Genomic DNA, 17165 nt, shown 5'->3' with positions numbered 1-17165 from the left:
ATGAAACTCGAATTCTCAGTTTATCGTTATAACCCGGATGTTGATGACGCTCCGCGCATGCAGGACTACACCCTGGAAGCGGAAGAAGGTCGTGACATGATGCTGCTGGATGCCTTAATCCAGCTGAAAGAAAAAGATCCAACGCTGTCGTTCCGCCGCTCCTGCCGTGAAGGGGTTTGTGGCTCTGACGGGGTGAACATGAACGGCAAAAATGGCCTGGCCTGCATCACGCCAATTTCAGCGTTGCAGCGTCCTGGTCAGAAAATTGTTATCCGTCCTCTGCCAGGCCTGCCGGTTGTGCGTGATTTGGTGGTAGACATGGGGCAATTCTATGCACAATATGAGAAGATTAAGCCTTACTTATTGAATAATGGGCAAAATCCACCCGCTCGCGAGCACTTACAGTCTCCTGAGCAGCGTGAAAAACTCGATGGGTTGTACGAGTGTATTCTCTGCGCATGCTGTTCAACGTCCTGCCCGTCGTTCTGGTGGAACCCGGACAAGTTTATCGGCCCGGCCGGTCTGCTGGCTGCCTATCGCTTCCTGATCGATAGCCGCGACACCGAAACCGACAGCCGTCTGGAAGGACTGAGTGACGCTTTCAGCGTATTCCGCTGCCATAGCATCATGAACTGCGTCAGTGTGTGTCCGAAGGGACTGAACCCGACGCGCGCCATCGGCCATATTAAGTCGATGCTGCTGCAGCGCAGTGCGTAAGTAGTGAGAGGGGAGCGCTGTTCCCCTCACCCTGACCCTCTCCCAAAGGGAGAGGGAACAGATTGCAGAAACCTTTAAAAACTGCCCTGTACTACCCTGAAGTCCAGACAGTTTCTAAAGGTTCCTTCGCGGGCCAAATGAAAAGAGCTCGCAGGTGAACCCCGGCACGTACACGTGGTGTGCGTGGTAGTTTCTACGGCGAAAGTAAGCATAAAAATGCTTAAGGGATCACGATGCAGAACGGCGCAATGAAAGCCTGGCTGGACTCTTCTTACCTCTCTGGTGCGAACCAGAGCTGGATAGAACAGCTCTATGAAGACTTCTTAACCGATCCTGACTCAGTGGACGCAAACTGGCGTTCCATGTTCCAGCAGTTGCCTGGCACAGGGGTCAAACCGGATCAATTCCATTCCAAAACACGTGATTATTTCCGTCGTCTGGCGAAGGATGCCTCACGTTACTCTTCTGCGATTTCCGACCCTGACACCAATGCGAAGCAGGTTAAAGTCCTGCAGCTTATCAACGCTTATCGCTTCCGCGGTCACCAGCATGCGAATCTCGATCCGCTGGGACTGTGGAAACAAGACCGTGTGGCCGATCTCGATCCGGCGTATCACGATCTGACCGAGGCCGATTTCCAGGAAAGCTTTAACGTAGGTTCCTTTGCCATCGGCAAAGACACGATGAAGCTGGGCGATCTGATTGACGCGCTCAAGCAAACCTACTGCGGCTCCATCGGCGCGGAATACATGCACATTACCTCTACTGAAGAGAAACGCTGGATCCAGCAGCGCATCGAATCCGTAGCGGGCCACGCGACCTTCTCGGCTGACGAGAAAAAACGCTTCCTGAACGAACTGACCGCAGCGGAAGGGCTTGAGCGCTATCTGGGCGCGAAATTCCCGGGCGCAAAACGCTTCTCGCTGGAAGGCGGCGACGCGCTGGTGCCGATGCTGAAAGAGCTGATTCGTCACGCAGGCAAGAGCGGTACCCGTGAAGTGGTACTGGGTATGGCGCACCGCGGTCGTCTGAACGTACTGGTCAACGTGCTGGGTAAAAAACCACAGGACCTGTTCGACGAATTCGCGGGCAAACATAAAGAACACCTCGGCACCGGCGACGTGAAGTACCACATGGGCTTCTCGTCTGATATCGAAACCGAAGGCGGTCTGGTTCACCTGGCGCTGGCGTTTAACCCGTCACACCTGGAAATCGTCAGCCCGGTGGTTATCGGTTCCGTACGTGCGCGACTGGATCGTCTGGACGAGCCAAGCAGCAATAAAGTGCTGCCAATCACCATCCACGGTGATGCGGCGGTAACAGGGCAGGGCGTGGTTCAGGAAACCCTGAACATGTCGAAAGCGCGTGGTTACGAAGTGGGCGGTACCGTTCGCATCGTGATCAACAACCAGGTGGGCTTCACCACCTCTAACCCGCTGGATGCGCGTTCTACCCCGTACTGCACCGACATCGGTAAGATGGTACAGGCGCCGATCTTCCACGTTAACGCGGATGACCCGGAAGCCGTTGCTTTCGTTACCCGTCTGGCGCTGGACTTCCGTAATACCTTTAAACGCGATGTGTTCATTGACCTCTTCTGCTACCGCCGTCACGGCCACAATGAAGCGGATGAGCCAAGTGCAACCCAGCCGCTGATGTACCAGAAAATCAAAAAACACCCAACCCCGCGCAAAATCTATGCTGACAAGCTGGAGAGCGACAAAGTGGCGACGCTGGAAGATGCGACCGAAATGGTCAACCTCTACCGCGACGCGCTGGATGCGGGTGAATGCGTGGTGAAAGAGCTGCGTCCGATGAACATGCACTCCTTTACCTGGTCCCCGTACCTCAACCACGAGTGGGATGAGAGCTACCCGAACAAGGTGGAGATGAAGCGCCTGCAGGAGCTGGCTAAACGCATCAGCACCGTACCGGACGCTATCGAGATGCAGTCTCGCGTGCAGAAAATCTACGCTGACCGTCAGTCCATGGCGGCAGGCGAAAAGCTGTTCGACTGGGGCGGCGCGGAAACGCTGGCTTACGCAACGCTGGTTGACGAAGGTATTCCTGTTCGTCTGTCCGGTGAAGATGCGGGCCGTGGGACCTTCTTCCACCGTCACGCGGTTGTTCACAACCAGTCCAACGGTTCAACCTACACCCCGCTGCAGCACGTGCACAACGGTCAGGGCCAGTTCAAGGTCTGGGACTCCGTGCTGTCTGAAGAAGCGGTACTGGCCTTCGAATATGGCTACGCCACCGCTGAACCACGCACCCTGACCATCTGGGAAGCGCAGTTCGGCGACTTCGCCAACGGTGCGCAGGTGGTGATCGACCAGTTCATCTCCTCCGGCGAGCAGAAGTGGGGCCGTATGTGTGGCCTGGTAATGCTGCTGCCGCACGGTTATGAAGGACAGGGTCCGGAGCACTCCTCCGCGCGTCTGGAACGTTATCTGCAGCTCTGCGCCGAGCAGAACATGCAGGTCTGCGTGCCGTCCACGCCGGCTCAGGTGTACCACATGCTGCGTCGTCAGGCGCTGCGCGGTATGCGCCGTCCGCTGGTGGTGATGTCGCCGAAATCCCTGCTGCGTCATCCGCTGGCGGTGTCCAGCCTGGAAGAACTGGCGAACGGTACCTTCCAGCCGGCCATTGGTGAAATTGACGAGCTGGATCCGCAGGGCGTGAAGCGCGTGGTGATGTGTTCTGGTAAGGTTTATTACGACCTGCTGGAACAGCGCCGCAAGAACGATCAGAAAGATGTCGCCATCGTGCGTATCGAACAGCTTTATCCGTTCCCGCATCAGGCGATGCAGGAAGTGCTGAAACAATATGCTCACGTACATGATTTTGTCTGGTGCCAGGAAGAGCCGCTCAACCAGGGCGCATGGTACTGCAGCCAGCATCATTTCCGTGAAGTGATTCCATTTGGGTCAGCCCTGCGTTATGCAGGTCGCCCGGCCTCCGCCTCTCCGGCGGTAGGGTATATGTCCGTTCACCAGAAGCAGCAACAAGATCTGGTCAATGACGCGCTGAACGTCGATTAATTAAAGGATACAAAATGAGTAGCGTAGATATTCTTGTTCCCGACCTGCCTGAATCCGTAGCAGATGCGACCGTCGCTACCTGGCACAAAAAACCAGGCGATGCCGTTAAGCGCGATGAAGTGCTGGTAGAAATCGAAACTGACAAAGTGGTACTGGAAGTACCGGCTTCGGCGGATGGCGTTCTGGACGCGGTGCTGGAAGATGAAGGTACCACCGTCACCTCTCGTCAGATCCTGGGTCGCCTGCGTGAAGGCAACAGCGCGGGCAAAGAGTCCAGCGCGAAGTCTGAAGAGAAAGCCTCTACGCCGGCTCAGCGCCAGCAGGCTTCTCTGGAAGAACAGTCTAACGACGCCCTCAGCCCGGCGATCCGTCGCCTGCTGGCTGAACACAGCCTTGACCCGGCAGCCATCAAAGGCACCGGTGTGGGCGGTCGTCTGACCCGCGAAGACATCGACAAACACCTGGCGAAAGCGCCTGCTCAGGCAGAAGCGAAAGCCCCTGCGGCAGCACCAGCAGCTCAGCCTGCTCTGGGCGCCCGCAGCGAAAAACGCGTGCCGATGACTCGCCTGCGTAAGCGCGTGGCCGAGCGTCTGCTGGAAGCGAAAAACTCCACCGCGATGCTGACCACCTTCAACGAAGTGAACATGAAGCCAATCATGGACCTGCGTAAGCAGTACGGTGACGCGTTTGAAAAACGTCACGGTATCCGTCTGGGCTTTATGTCCTTCTACGTGAAAGCGGTAGTTGAAGCGCTGAAACGCTACCCGGAAGTGAACGCGTCTATCGATGGCGATGACGTGGTTTACCACAACTATTTCGACGTCAGCATGGCGGTTTCTACCCCACGTGGCCTGGTAACGCCGGTTCTGCGTGATGTGGATACCCTGGGTATGGCTGACATCGAGAAAAACATTAAAGAGCTGGCTGTTAAAGGCCGCGACGGCAAGCTGACCGTAGACGATCTGACCGGCGGTAACTTCACCATTACCAACGGCGGCGTATTCGGCTCGCTGATGTCTACCCCGATCATTAACCCGCCGCAGAGCGCGATCCTGGGTATGCATGCCATTAAAGATCGCCCGATGGCGGTAGACGGTAAAGTTGAGATCCTGCCGATGATGTATCTGGCGCTCTCTTACGACCACCGCCTGATCGACGGCCGCGAGTCCGTGGGCTTCCTGGTAGCGATTAAAGAGCTGCTGGAAGATCCAACGCGTCTGCTGCTGGACGTCTAGTGACTATTTAGCATCACCTGCCCTGTAGGCCGGATAAGCGTAGCGCCATCCGGCACACAGACTGCGCCGGTCTACAGGTTTGAAGATAACGATTACCCTGAAGGATGGATAGAACACATGAACTTACATGAATATCAGGCCAAACAGCTGTTTGCCCGGTATGGCTTACCGGCTCCGGTGGGTTATGCCTGTACTACCCCGCGTGAAGCAGAAGAAGCTGCATCTAAAATCGGTTCCGGCCCGTGGGTAGTTAAGTGTCAGGTTCACGCTGGTGGCCGTGGTAAAGCGGGCGGTGTGAAGGTTGTTAAGAGTAAAGAAGAGATTCGTGCGTTTGCTGAACATTGGCTCGGCAAGCGTCTGGTGACCTACCAGACAGACGCGAACGGCCAGCCGGTTAATCAGATCCTGGTTGAAGCGGCGACCGACATCGCGAAAGAACTGTACCTGGGCGCGGTTGTTGACCGTAGCTCCCGTCGCGTGGTGTTCATGGCGTCTACCGAAGGCGGCGTGGAAATCGAAAAAGTGGCGGAAGAGACCCCGCACCTGATCCACAAAGTGGCTATCGATCCGCTGGCGGGCCCAATGCCTTACCAGGGTCGCGAGCTGGCGTTCAAACTGGGTCTGGAAGGTAAACTGGTTCAGCAGTTCACCAAGATCTTCATGGGTCTGGCAACCATCTTCCTGGAGCGCGATCTGGCGCTGATCGAGATTAACCCGCTGGTGATCACCACCCAGGGCGACCTGATCTGCCTCGACGGCAAGCTGGGCGCTGACGGTAACGCGCTGTTCCGCCAGCCGGATCTGCGCGAAATGCGCGATCAGTCTCAGGAAGATCCGCGTGAAGCGCAGGCTGCACAGTGGGAGCTGAACTACGTGGCGCTGGACGGCAACATCGGCTGCATGGTTAACGGTGCGGGCCTGGCGATGGGCACCATGGACATCGTTAAGCTGCACGGCGGTGAGCCAGCAAACTTCCTCGACGTGGGCGGTGGCGCAACCAAAGAGCGCGTAACCGAAGCGTTCAAAATCATTCTCTCCGACGACAACGTGAAGGCCGTTCTGGTTAACATCTTCGGCGGTATCGTCCGTTGCGACCTGATCGCCGACGGTATCATCGGTGCGGTAGAAGAAGTGGGTGTTAACGTTCCGGTTGTTGTACGTCTGGAAGGTAACAACGCTGAACTCGGCGCGAAAAAACTGGCTGACAGCGGCCTGAATATTATTGCAGCGAAAAGTCTGACGGATGCAGCTCAGCAGGTTGTTGCCGCAGTGGAGGGGAAATAATGTCAGTTTTAATTAATAAAGATACCAAGGTTATCTGCCAGGGCTTCACCGGTAGCCAGGGGACTTTCCACTCCGAACAGGCGATTGCCTACGGTACGCAGATGGTTGGCGGCGTAACGCCAGGTAAAGGCGGCACCACCCACCTGGGCCTGCCGGTGTTCAACACCGTGCGTGAAGCCGTAGAGGCGACGGGCGCAACCGCGACCGTGATCTACGTTCCGGCGCCGTTCTGCAAAGACTCCATTCTGGAAGCGATCGACGCAGGCATCAAGCTGATCATCACTATCACAGAAGGCATCCCGACGCTGGATATGCTGACCGTGAAGGTGAAGCTGGATGAAGCAGGCGTGCGTATGATCGGCCCGAACTGCCCAGGCGTTATCACCCCAGGCGAATGCAAAATCGGCATCATGCCGGGCCACATTCACAAGCCGGGCAAAGTGGGCATCGTGTCCCGTTCCGGTACCCTGACCTATGAAGCCGTTAAGCAAACCACCGACTACGGCTTCGGCCAGTCCACCTGCGTGGGCATCGGCGGTGACCCGATCCCGGGCTCTAACTTCATCGACATCCTGAAGCTGTTCCAGGAAGATCCACAGACCGAAGCGATCGTGATGATCGGTGAGATCGGTGGTAGCGCGGAAGAAGAAGCGGCTGCTTACATCAAAGAACACGTGACCAAGCCAGTTGTGGGTTACATCGCGGGTGTGACTGCGCCGAAAGGCAAGCGTATGGGTCACGCAGGCGCGATCATCGCCGGTGGTAAGGGTACGGCTGATGAGAAATTCGCAGCGCTGGAAGCCGCAGGCGTGAAAACCGTTCGCAGCCTGGCGGATATCGGCGAAGCACTGAAATCCATCATTAAGTAAGTCCTCTCTGCTCCCCGAAAGGGGGGCGTTGCAGTATAAAAATGTCCGTTTCGACATGGTTGGCCGCTGTAAAGCGGCCTTTTTTATTGCCTGCCGGGCGTCATGCAATAGTCACAAACAGGTGTTAATTAGAGAGGATGTAAAAGTAAAATAATTGTTATTTATTTGCCTTAAAGAGAGCAGATGGAAAAAAACGAAAAACCCACTAAAATTTATGTCCTGAATAAATCGGCATTCAGACTACTAAGTTAATAAAAATCACTTCTGTTTATATTCACCCGTCGATTCGATAACCTTAATTGTATTTTATATACATATCTTTAACATGGTCTTTACTATGTTCACCGCATCAAAACACAATTAACATAACAGATTGTTTTTGATTTAAATCAATGTTTAATGTTTGGAAAAACACACCAAAAGGCGCTAAATTGTCCGCGATCAAAATGGCCGAAAAGTGGTAATTTTGCTATAAATTGATCACCGTCGAAAAACGTAAATGTGATTCAATAAAAACCTGTTTATTGTAAGGGTTTTGCAGCGTATTATATTTGCGGGATCAATTTGAGTTTTTTATTAACGTATTTGTAACCTCACGTCATCGTTTTTATCCTCCTTCAGGGTAATAACGACGACAAGGATGCGAATAATTTGTATTGGGGCATGCGTGTGGATCTCTCTCTGACGGGGTTCACTCTCGGAGTCTTCATGCGATGAGCAAGGAGTCATGATGTTAGATATAGTCGAACTGTCGCGCTTACAGTTTGCCTTGACCGCGATGTACCACTTCCTGTTTGTGCCACTGACGCTCGGTATGGCGTTCCTGCTGGCCATCATGGAAACGGTATACGTTCTCTCCGGCAAACAGATTTATAAAGATATGACCAAGTTCTGGGGCAAGTTGTTTGGTATCAACTTCGCACTGGGCGTGGCAACCGGTCTGACTATGGAGTTCCAGTTCGGGACTAACTGGTCTTACTATTCCCACTATGTAGGGGATATCTTCGGTGCGCCGCTGGCCATTGAAGGTCTGATGGCATTCTTCCTCGAATCCACCTTTGTAGGTCTGTTCTTCTTCGGTTGGGACCGTCTGGGTAAAGTCCAGCATATGGCGGTGACCTGGCTGGTGGCATTAGGTTCGAACCTGTCCGCGCTGTGGATCCTGGTGGCGAACGGCTGGATGCAGAACCCGATCGCGTCTGATTTCAACTTCGAAACCATGCGTATGGAGATGGTCAGCTTTGCCGAGCTGGTCCTGAACCCGGTTGCGCAGGTTAAATTCGTTCACACCGTCGCTTCTGGCTATGTGTGCGGCGCAATGTTTATCCTGGGTATCAGTTCTTACTACATGCTGCGCGGTCGTGACTTCGCGTTTGCTAAGCGCTCCTTTGCTATCGCGGCAAGCTTCGGTATGGCTGCAATCCTCTCTGTTATCGTTCTGGGGGATGAATCCGGTTACGAAATGGGTGACGTGCAGAAAACCAAACTGGCCGCTATCGAAGCCGAATGGGAAACCCAACCGGCGCCTGCGGCCTTTACGCTGTTCGGTATTCCGGATCAGGACGCGCAGCAAAACCACTTCGCGATTCAGATCCCTTACGCGCTGGGTATCATCGCCACCCGTTCTGTTGATAAGCAGGTGACGGGGCTGAAAGAGCTGATGGTTCAGCACGAAGAGCGTATCCGTAACGGTATGAAAGCCTACTCGCTGCTGGAACAGCTGCGTGCCGGTTCTACCGACCAGGCCGTTCGCGACCAGTTCAATAACGTGAAGAAAGATCTGGGTTACGGTCTGCTGCTGAAGCGCTATACCCCGAACGTGTCTGATGCGACAGAAGCACAGATCCAGATGGCAACCAAAGACTCGATTCCACGCGTTGCGCCACTGTACTTCGCATTCCGTATCATGGTGGGCTGCGGCATCATCATGCTGCTGATCATTGCGGCGTCCTTCTGGTCCGTGATTCGCAACCGTATCGGCGAGAAAAAATGGCTGCTGCGCACTGCGCTGTACGGTATTCCACTGCCGTGGATCGCAATTGAATCAGGCTGGTTTGTGGCGGAGTATGGTCGTCAGCCATGGGCGATCGGTGAGGTGCTGCCAACGGCGGTAGCGAACTCGTCCCTGACCGCAGGTGACCTGATCTTCTCCATGCTGCTGATTTGTGGTCTGTACACCCTGTTCCTGGTGGCTGAACTGTTCCTGATGTTCAAGTTCGCGCGCCTTGGCCCAAGCAGCCTGAAAACCGGTCGCTATCACTACGAGCAGTCCACTGCGACTACTCAGCCGGCACGCTAAGACAGGAGTCATCAAATGATCGATTATGAAGTATTGCGTTTTATCTGGTGGCTGCTGGTTGGCGTTCTGCTGATCGGTTTCGCCGTCACGGATGGTTTCGACATGGGGGTGGGGATGCTCACCCGTTTCCTCGGTCGTAATGACACCGAGCGTCGAATCATGATCAACTCCATCGCCCCACACTGGGACGGTAACCAGGTGTGGCTGATCACCGCAGGCGGCGCGCTGTTCGCCGCCTGGCCGATGGTCTATGCGGCTGCGTTCTCCGGTTTCTATGTGGCGATGATTCTGGTGCTGGCCTCTTTATTCTTCCGTCCGGTCGGTTTCGACTACCGTTCCAAGATTGAAGATACCCGCTGGCGCAACATGTGGGACTGGGGCATCTTCATCGGTAGCTTCGTTCCACCGCTGGTCATCGGCGTGGCGTTCGGTAACCTGCTGCAGGGCGTGCCGTTCCACCTGGACGAGTACATGCGTCTCTACTACACCGGTAACTTCTTCCAGCTGCTGAATCCGTTTGGTCTGCTGGCCGGCGTAGTGAGCGTGGCGATGATCATCACTCAGGGCGCAACCTACCTGCAGATGCGTACGGTTGGTGAACTGCACCTGCGTTCTCGCGCGACGGCTCAGGTCGCTGCGCTGGTCACGCTGGTCTGCTTCGCACTGGCTGGTGTGTGGGTGGTGTACGGCATTGATGGCTACGTGGTGACGTCTGCGATTAACCATACTGCGCCGTCTAATCCGCTGACCAAAGAAGTGGCGCGTCAGGCAGGTGCATGGCTGGTGAACTTTAACAATACCCCTGCGCTGTGGGCTATTCCGGCTCTGGGCGTATTGCTGCCGCTGCTGACCGTGTTGACGTCCCGTCTGGAGAAAGGCGCTCTGGCGTTCGTGTTCTCATCACTGACCCTGGCGTGCATCATCCTGACATCGGGTATTGCGATGTTCCCATTCGTCATGCCATCCAGCACCATGCTGAATGCTAGCCTGACCATGTGGGATGCAACGTCCAGCCATATGACGCTGAACCTGATGACATATGTTGCTTGCGTATTCGTTCCGATTGTTCTGGCCTACACCATCTGGTGTTACTGGAAAATGTTCGGTCGCATCACGAAAGAACATATCGAAAGCAACACCCACTCTATGTACTAAGTAAGGAGCTGAATATGTGGTATTTCGCATGGATTTTAGGGACGCTTCTTGCCTGTGCATTTGGTGTCATCACTGCCCTGGCGCTTGAGCACGTAGAAGCGACCAAAGCGGGTGAAGAAAAACACTGATGAATATTATCGCGAAACTTTACGCGGTAATGGACAAGCGCCCGTTACGGGCGCTTTCTTTAGTGATGGCATTACTGCTGGCAGGTTGTATCTTCTGGGACCCTTCGCGCTTTGCAGCGAAAACCAGCGAGCTTGAAATCTGGCACGGCTTCCTCATTATGTGGGCGGTGTGTGCAGGTGTGATCCACGGCGTGGGCTTTCGTCCGAAAGCCGTTCACTGGCAGGGAATTTTTTGCCCGCTGATTGCCGATCTGGTGCTTCTCGCCGGTTTGATTTTCTTCTTCTTCTGAATAAGAAATGTCCGTTAACGTTATGGGCTTACCCGAGCCCATAAAAATTTACTCTCCGTTTACTTTCCCCCATTCCCAACCCTCTTTCCCGCGCGTATAGTAGCGAAGTTTAAAAGCATTAACTTTTGTTGCATTACCGGGATGTAAAGTGAATACAACGCTGTTTCGATGGCCGGTTCGTGTCTATTACGAAGATACCGATGCCGGTGGTGTGGTTTACCACGCCAGCTACGTTGCTTTTTATGAACGGGCACGCACAGAGATGCTGCGCCATCATCACTTTAGTCAACAGGTACTGTTGGCTGAGCGAGTTGCCTTCGTGGTTCGCAAGATGACGCTTGAGTATTTTGCGCCTGCCAGACTCGACGATATGCTCGAAGTCCAAACTGAAATTACATCAATGCGCGGGACCTCACTGGTTTTCACGCAGCGGATAGTCAACGCAGAGAATACCGTACTGAACTCAGCTGAAGTACTGATTGTTTGTGTTGATCCAACCATAATGAAGCCTCGTGCGCTTCCTAAGTCTATTGTCGCGGAGTTTAAGCAGTGACTGACATGAATATCCTTGATTTGTTCCTGAAGGCAAGCCTTCTGGTTAAACTTATCATGTTGATTTTGATTGGTTTTTCAATCGCATCCTGGGCCATCATCATCCAGAGAACGCGTATCCTCAATGCCGCTGGCCGTGAAGCTGAAGCGTTTGAAGATAAGTTCTGGTCGGGTATTGAGCTTTCTCGTCTGTATCAGGAAAGCCAGGGACGCCGTGAAAACCTTACAGGCTCCGAGCAAATTTTTTATAGCGGTTTCAAAGAGTTTGCCCGTCTGCATCGTGCAAACAATCATGCGCCGGAAGCGGTGGTGGAAGGTGCCTCGCGTGCGATGCGCATCTCTATGAACCGCGAGCTGGAAAACCTTGAAACGCATATTCCTTTCCTCGGCACTGTCGGTTCCATCAGCCCGTATATCGGCCTGTTTGGTACCGTGTGGGGGATCATGCACGCCTTTATCGCGCTGGGCGCGGTGAAGCAGGCGACGTTGCAGATGGTTGCACCGGGTATCGCTGAAGCACTGATTGCGACCGCTATCGGTCTGTTTGCGGCAATTCCGGCGGTTATGGCATACAACCGTCTGAACCAGCGTGTGAACAAACTGGAACTGAACTACGACAACTTTATGGAAGAGTTCACTGCGATTCTGCACCGTCAGGCGTTTACCAGCACCGAGAGCAACAAGGGGTAAACCATGGCCAGATCGCGTGGACGAGGTCGTCGCGAGCTCAAGTCCGAAATCAATATCGTTCCACTGCTGGACGTCCTGTTGGTACTGCTGCTGATCTTCATGGCGACAGCGCCAATCATTACCCAGAGCGTGGAAGTGGATCTGCCGGATGCGACAGAATCACAGGCGGTGAGCACCAATGACGATCCTCCGGTTATCATTGAGGTTTCCGGCGTAGGGCAATACAGCGTCGTGGTAGAGAAAGATCGTATGGATCAGCTGCCGCCTGAGCAGGTGATTGCTGAAGCGCAGCGTCGCCTGGAGTCAAATCCGAAAACGGTCTTCTTAATCGGTGGCGCGAAAGACGTACCCTACGATGAAATTATTAAAGCGCTGAACTTGCTACATAGTGCGGGTGTTAAGTCAGTTGGCTTAATGACCCAACCTATTTGATCATCCGCGTAGTTTTTGGGAACCGATAGTGTCAAAGGCAACCGAACAGAACGACAAGCTTAAGCGAGCGATAATCGTCTCCGCAGTGCTGCACGTTATTCTCTTTGCAGCGCTGATCTGGAGTTCGTTCGACGAGCATATTGATGCATCAGCCGGCGGCGGTGGAGGCTCTTCCATTGACGCCGTGATGGTGGATCCCGGTGCGGTAGTACAGAACTATAATCGCGAACAACAGCAGAAGGCGAGTGCCAAACGGGCTGAAGAGCAGCGTGAAAAACAGTCGCAACAGCAGGCGGAAGAGCTGCGTGAAAAGCAGGCCGCAGAGCAGGAACGTCTGAAGCAGCTTGAGAAAGAACGTTTGCAGGCGCAGGAAGCCGCAAAAGAGCAGGCGGAACAGCAGAAACAAGCCGAAGAGGCCGCGAAGAAAGCACAGGAACAGCAAAAGCAGGCGGAAGAGGCGGCAGCAAAAGCCGCAGCGGACGCGAAAGCACAGGCTGATGCCCAGGCAAAATTAGCGGCAGAAGCGGCGAAGAAAGCCGCTGCTGATGCTCAGAAGAAAGCTGAAGCAGAAGCCGCGAAGAAAGCTGCTGCAGATGCTCAGAAGAAAGCTGAAGCGGAAGCCGCGAAGAAAGCCGCTGCTGATGCTCAGAAGAAAGCCGAAGCGGAAGCCGCGAAGAAAGCCGCTGCTGATGCTCAGAAGAAAGCTGAAGCGGAAGCCGCGAAGAAAGCCGCTCAGGACGCAGAGAAGAAAGCTGCTGCCGAGGCCGCTAAGAAAGCGGCTGCTGCTGAGAAAGCGGCAGCAGAAAAAGCAGCTGCCGCGGAAAAAGCCGCTGCTGATAAAAAAGCTGCAGCTGAGAAGGCCGCTGCCGATAAGAAAGCCGCTGCTGAAAAAGCGGCTGCTAAAAAAGCTGCCGCCGCTGAAAAAGCTGCTGCTGCCGCAGGGGTTGACGATCTGCTGGGCGATTTGAGTTCCGGTAAGAATGCACCGAAAACGGGCGGTGGGGCGAAAGGAAACAACGCAGCGCCGACCGGAAGTGGTAACACTAAGAGTAACGGTGCGACCGGGGCTGAAATCAACGGTTATGCCGCGCAGATTAAATCCGCTATTGAAAGCCGATTCTATGATGCGTCTTCCTATACCGGTAAAACGTGTACGTTGCGTATAAAACTGGCTCCGGACGGCATGCTGCTGGATATCAAGTCGGAAGGTGGCGACCCGGCTTTATGTACTGCGGCCCTGGCTGCAGCGCGTCAGGCGAAGATGCCGAAACCGCCGTCTCAGGCAGTTTACGAAGTCTTCAAAAATGCGCCGCTGGACTTCAAACCTTAAGTTACATTTTCCCCGTGCAAACGGGGAAAAATAGACCAGGTTTAGTCACAGGGTTCGGGTAGTTTTGTCTATTTGAGTTTGTTAACATTCTGCTAAATTATCGTGGGTAAGGTTACCCGGATAAGGGAGATATGATGAAGCAGGCATTACGTGTAGCATTTGGTTTTTTAATGCTGTGGGCAGCAGTACTGCACGCAGAAGTACGTATCGAGATCACCCAGGGGGTGGACTCGGCACGCCCAATCGGTGTTGTTCCGTTCCAGTGGGCCGGTCCTGGCGCTGCACCTGAAGATGCCGGTGGCATCGTGGCGGCTGACCTTCGTAACAGCGGTAAATTCAACCCGTTAGATCGTTCTCGTCTGCCTCAGCAGCCGGGTAGCGCGCAGGAAGTACAGCCTGCAGCATGGTCTGCGCTGGGTATTGATGCCGTGGTTGTGGGTCAGGTTACGCCTAACCCGGACGGCTCTTACAACGTGGCCTGGCAGCTGGTGGATACCGGCGGTGCACCGGGTACCGTTCTGGCTCAGAACTCTTACAAGGTCACTAAGCAGTACCTGCGCTACGCGGCTCACGCTGCCAGCGATGCGGTATTCGAAAAACTGACCGGTATTAAAGGTGCGTTCCGTACCCGTATTGCTTATGTGGTGCAGACCAACGGTGGTCAGTTCCCGTATGAGCTGCGCGTATCTGACTACGACGGCTACAACCAGTTCCTGGTGAAACGTTCTTCACAGCCGCTGATGTCTCCGGCCTGGTCTCCGGACGGTTCTAAACTGGCGTATGTCACCTTCGAAAGTGGCCGTTCAGCACTGGTTATCCAGACGCTGGCAAACGGTGCTGTTCGTCAGGTAGCATCTTTCCCACGTCACAACGGTGCGCCTTCGTTCTCTCCGGACGGTTCTAAACTGGCGTTTGCGCTGTCAAAAACCGGTAGCCTGAACCTGTACGTGATGGACATTGGCTCTGGCCAGATCCGTCAGGTGACCGACGGTCGCAGCAACAACACCGAACCTTCATGGTTCCCGGACAGTCAAAACCTGGCGTTTACCTCTGACCAGGCTGGCCGTCCACAAATCTACAAAGTCAACATCAACGGCGGTGCTCCGCAGCGTATTACCTGGGAAGGTTCGCAGAACCAGAACTCAGACGTGAGCAGCGACGGTAAATTTATGGTAATGGTGAGCTCCAACGGTGGGCAGCAGCACATTGCCAAACAAGATCTGGTAGCGGGTGGCGTTCAAGTTCTGTCGTCAACGTTCCTGGATGAAACGCCAAGTCTGGCACCTAACGGCACGATGGTAATCTACAGCTCTTCTCAGGGGATGGGATCTGTGCTGAATCTGGTTTCTACAGATGGGCGTTTCAAAGCGCGTATTCCGGCAACTGATGGACAGGTAAAATCTCCTGCCTGGTCGCCGTATCTGTAAATAATAATTAATTGATTACTAAAGGAATCATAGAAATGCAACTGAACAAAGTGCTGAAGGGGCTGATGATCGCTCTGCCTGTAATGGCAATCGCAGCGTGTTCTTCTAACAAGAACGCAAGCAATGACCAGAGCGGCGAAGGCATGATGGGTGCCGGCACCGGTATGGACGCGAACGGCAATGGCAACATGTCTTCTGAAGAGCAAGCGCGTCTTCAGATGCAGCAGCTGCAGCAGAACAACATCGTTTACTTCGATCTGGATAAATACGACATCCGTTCTGACTTCGCTGCGATGCTGGATGCGCACGCTAACTTCCTGCGTAGCAACCCATCTTACAAAGTCACCGTAGAAGGTCACGCGGACGAACGTGGTACTCCAGAGTACAACATCTCCCTGGGTGAACGTCGTGCTAACGCTGTTAAAATGTACCTGCAGGGTAAAGGCGTTTCTGCTGACCAGATCTCCATCGTTTCTTACGGTAAAGAAAAACCTGCAGTACTGGGTCACGACGAAGCGGCTTACTCCAAAAACCGTCGTGCCGTACTGGTTTACTAAGAGAATTGCATGAGCAGTAACTTCAGACATCATCTGTTGAGTCTGTCGTTACTGGTTGGAATAGCGGCCCCCTGGGCCGCTTTTGCTCAGGCACCAATCAGTAGTGTCGGCTCAGGCTCGGTAGAAGACCGGGTCACTCAACTCGAGCGTATTTCTAACGCTCACAGCCAGCTTTTAACCCAACTCCAGCAACAGCTCTCCGATAACCAGAATGATATTGACGCTCTCCGCGGTCAGATTCAGGAAAGCCAGTATCAGCTTAACCAGGTTGTGGAACGTCAGAAGCAGATTTTGCTGCAGATGGATAGCCTGAGCAGTGGTAGTGCAGCACAAGCACAGCCAGCCGCGGGCGATCAGAGCGGTGCAGCGACATCAGCTCCGGCTGCGGATGCTTCTGCTTCAACAGGTGCGCCTGTACAGAGCGGTGACGCGAATACGGACTACAACGCGGCCATTGCCCTGGTGCAGGATCAATCTCGTCAGGATGACGCGCTTGCTGCGTTTCAGAACTTTGTTAAGAAATACCCTGATTCCACTTATCAGCCAAATGCGAATTACTGGCTCGGTCAGCTGAATTACAACAAGGGTAAAAAGGACGATGCGGCGTTTTATTTTGCCTCCGTGGTAAAAAACTACCCGAAATCGCCAAAAGCGCCTGATGCGATGTACAAAGTGGGCGTCATCATGCAGGACAAAGGCGACACTGCGAAAGCCAAAGCGGTTTATCAGCAGGTGGTCTCTAAATTCCCGGGTACCGAAGGTGCTAAGCAGGCGCAAAAACGTCTGAATTCGATGGGATGATTATCGCATGACCAGAAATCGCGTTATTTCTGGTCGTGCAGCATGATTCGTAAGCAGTTAAGTGATCTTCATCGAAATTTTTGTTGCGCTGAATTCTTAAATCAGTAATATATGCCGCCGTTGCCACGGGATATCAAACAACGTGAAAACAGCGTAAAAGTGGGTCGTTAGCTCAGTTGGTAGAGCAGTTGACTTTTAATCAATTGGTCGCAGGTTCGAATCCTGCACGACCCACCACTTAACGCATACCGGCAGTACAGAGTGGGTGATTAGCTCAGTTGGTAGAGCATCTCCTTTACACGGAGGGGGTCGGCGGTTCGAGCCCGTCATCACCCACCACTCGGGTCGTTAGCTCAGT

16 protein-coding genes and 2 tRNA genes are annotated in these 17165 nt (G+C 53.9%); all 18 read left to right on the top strand.

Annotated elements, in window-relative coordinates:
• Entirely contained in the window at positions 1–717 is a 717-nt protein-coding gene (gene sdhB, locus DOU50_RS10145; RefSeq protein ID WP_008501090.1) for a succinate dehydrogenase iron-sulfur subunit SdhB, read from the top strand.
• Between the two features lie 233 nt (positions 718–950).
• A complete protein-coding gene (gene sucA, locus DOU50_RS10140) occupies positions 951–3758 on the top strand; it encodes a 2-oxoglutarate dehydrogenase E1 component (RefSeq protein ID WP_032649515.1) in 2808 nt (935 codons plus the stop codon).
• A 14-nt stretch (positions 3759–3772) separates the two neighbouring features.
• On the top strand, positions 3773–4993 hold the full coding sequence (gene odhB, locus DOU50_RS10135) for a 2-oxoglutarate dehydrogenase complex dihydrolipoyllysine-residue succinyltransferase (protein ID WP_008501093.1): 1221 nt from the start codon (positions 3773–3775) through the stop codon (positions 4991–4993).
• Between the two features lie 117 nt (positions 4994–5110).
• Positions 5111–6277: an ADP-forming succinate--CoA ligase subunit beta gene (gene sucC, locus DOU50_RS10130; protein WP_006809579.1), complete on the top strand. Its 1167-nt coding sequence runs from the start codon at positions 5111–5113 to the stop codon at positions 6275–6277.
• Entirely contained in the window at positions 6277–7146 is an 870-nt protein-coding gene (gene sucD, locus DOU50_RS10125; protein ID WP_008501094.1) for a succinate--CoA ligase subunit alpha, read from the top strand. The genes sucC and sucD overlap by 1 nt, the downstream gene beginning before the upstream one ends.
• A 730-nt stretch (positions 7147–7876) precedes the next feature.
• Positions 7877–9445, top strand: a complete 1569-nt coding sequence (gene cydA, locus DOU50_RS10120; protein WP_048990050.1) for a cytochrome ubiquinol oxidase subunit I — start codon at positions 7877–7879, stop codon at positions 9443–9445.
• Between the two features lie 15 nt (positions 9446–9460).
• Positions 9461–10600, top strand: coding sequence for a cytochrome d ubiquinol oxidase subunit II (gene cydB, locus DOU50_RS10115; RefSeq protein ID WP_148769308.1), 1140 nt, complete (start codon positions 9461–9463; stop codon positions 10598–10600).
• Positions 10601–10614: 14 nt separating this feature from the next.
• A complete protein-coding gene (gene cydX / locus DOU50_RS10110) occupies positions 10615–10728 on the top strand; it encodes a cytochrome bd-I oxidase subunit CydX (RefSeq protein WP_003858598.1) in 114 nt (37 codons plus the stop codon).
• Positions 10728–11018 (top strand): cyd operon protein YbgE, encoded by a 291-nt coding sequence (gene ybgE / locus DOU50_RS10105; protein ID WP_008501100.1) that lies wholly within the window; start codon positions 10728–10730, stop codon positions 11016–11018. Before cydX ends, ybgE begins: the two co-directional genes overlap by 1 nt.
• A 148-nt stretch (positions 11019–11166) precedes the next feature.
• Positions 11167–11571, top strand: a complete 405-nt coding sequence (ybgC, locus tag DOU50_RS10100; protein ID WP_003858593.1) for a tol-pal system-associated acyl-CoA thioesterase — start codon at positions 11167–11169, stop codon at positions 11569–11571.
• Positions 11568–12260 (top strand): Tol-Pal system protein TolQ, encoded by a 693-nt coding sequence (gene tolQ / locus DOU50_RS10095; RefSeq protein WP_008501101.1) that lies wholly within the window; start codon positions 11568–11570, stop codon positions 12258–12260. The genes ybgC and tolQ overlap by 4 nt, the downstream gene beginning before the upstream one ends.
• A 3-nt stretch (positions 12261–12263) precedes the next feature.
• Entirely contained in the window at positions 12264–12692 is a 429-nt protein-coding gene (tolR, locus tag DOU50_RS10090) for a colicin uptake protein TolR (protein ID WP_003858589.1), read from the top strand.
• A gap of 28 nt (positions 12693–12720) precedes the next feature.
• On the top strand, positions 12721–14022 hold the full coding sequence (gene tolA, locus DOU50_RS10085; protein ID WP_048990051.1) for a cell envelope integrity protein TolA: 1302 nt from the start codon (positions 12721–12723) through the stop codon (positions 14020–14022).
• 134 nt (positions 14023–14156) lie between these two features.
• Entirely contained in the window at positions 14157–15449 is a 1293-nt protein-coding gene (gene tolB / locus DOU50_RS10080; protein ID WP_032649508.1) for a Tol-Pal system beta propeller repeat protein TolB, read from the top strand.
• Between the two features lie 35 nt (positions 15450–15484).
• The gene (gene pal / locus DOU50_RS10075; RefSeq protein WP_003858578.1) at positions 15485–16006 is read left to right on the top strand and encodes a peptidoglycan-associated lipoprotein Pal; all 522 of its coding nucleotides are present in this window, start codon (positions 15485–15487) and stop codon (positions 16004–16006) included.
• 9 nt (positions 16007–16015) lie between these two features.
• Complete coding sequence (gene cpoB, locus DOU50_RS10070; RefSeq protein WP_024908792.1) at positions 16016–16807, top strand: cell division protein CpoB; 792 nt, start codon at positions 16016–16018, stop codon at positions 16805–16807.
• A 161-nt stretch (positions 16808–16968) separates the two neighbouring features.
• Positions 16969–17044: transfer RNA gene (locus DOU50_RS10065), tRNA-Lys, on the top strand.
• 26 nt (positions 17045–17070) lie between these two features.
• Positions 17071–17146, top strand: a tRNA-Val gene (locus tag DOU50_RS10060).
• Positions 17147–17165: the final 19 nt, after the last annotated feature.

The sequence above is a fragment of the Enterobacter sp. C6 genome, assembly GCF_008122455.1.
GTDB classification, from domain to species: domain Bacteria; phylum Pseudomonadota; class Gammaproteobacteria; order Enterobacterales; family Enterobacteriaceae; genus Enterobacter; species Enterobacter pseudoroggenkampii.
The sequence above is the reverse complement of the archived record's forward strand: the minus strand, read 5'-3'. Positions and strand labels throughout refer to the sequence as shown.